The 1,061-nt window shown below is 32.9% G+C and carries 1 protein-coding gene; it reads right to left on the bottom strand.

Annotation, left to right across the window (positions count from 1 at the left end; translation table 11 throughout):
• A partial coding sequence (locus HHU12_RS34060) for an IS1634 family transposase (RefSeq protein WP_169661169.1) occupies window positions 1-927 on the bottom strand: 927 nt, incomplete at its 3' end.
• Between the last annotated feature and the right edge of the window lie 134 nt (window positions 928-1,061).

Raw genomic sequence — 1,061 nt, 5'->3', positions numbered from 1 at the left:
CCATTCATGTTGATATTTTGACAGATCTAAAATTTCATTTTTGACTGAATTAGGAAGAGATTTTAACCTTTCTCCTACAATAAACTCAAAATTCTCTTCCTTAACGATATCAATATTGCTCTTACTCAACATTCCTCGATCTGCAACAACAATGACATCGTCGATCTGATATTTAGATTTTAATCCTTTGACAGCATCTTTTAATGTATGCCCTTCGTACTTTTTGCCTTCATAAACCTGATAACCAATTGGATTTTTTTCTTTATCAATCAGTAATCCAAAAACGATCTGCGTTTTCCCTACTTTCCCGTCTTTACCAAACCCTTTCTGTCTAAAATCATCTTCATGAACACTGTCAAAATAAAAGGTGGTTACATCATAGAAGACCACATCCAATTTTTGATTAAATAAATTCTTTTCTTGTTGATAAAGAAAGACTTGAAGATTATCTTCTAACTTACAGAGGTGGTCTAAAGCACGATAAATATGATGAAGATTTACTTCTTGAAACCCTATATAATCCTTCTGTATGTTAAAATTACAAAGTTTTGAACCAGGTTCTTCTAATCTCTCTGCAATCAATAAATGAAGGGTATTGAAGAGGTCAAAGCTTATTCTACTTTTTTTAAGGTAGGCTCGAAAATATGCGTCAAGGTTAAAATGTTGAAGAGCTTTAAGTGTTGCTTGATAATAGCCATAATTATAACGGCCTAGCTCTTTAGTCTCTTTTTTAAGAAGATCTTTTAATTCTCCACCACCGAGCAAATACAGTTTTTCTCCCATACGTTTTAACATATCAGGAGTATAATCTGATTCCTTGCCCAAAGAAGCCAATATCTTATGTTTACTCTTACCGTGCTCACGATAAGACTCCATAACACGTATATAGTTTCCTGATTTTTTCTTTTCAATGCGTATAAAAGCCATAGAGACAAGTATATGTATAAAAAATACGCAAGTCAAGAGGGTTGGCTCACTACACTTTTTTCAAAAATCACTAAAAATATGGCTTTTTGATATCGTTAGAGGGGTTTGGGTGAAATTAACTGTCAAACTCAAGA

Source organism: Flammeovirga aprica JL-4 (genome assembly GCF_012844305.1).
GTDB lineage: Bacteria > Bacteroidota > Bacteroidia > Cytophagales > Flammeovirgaceae > Flammeovirga > Flammeovirga aprica.
The sequence above is the reverse complement of the archived record's forward strand: the minus strand, read 5'-3'. Positions and strand labels throughout refer to the sequence as shown.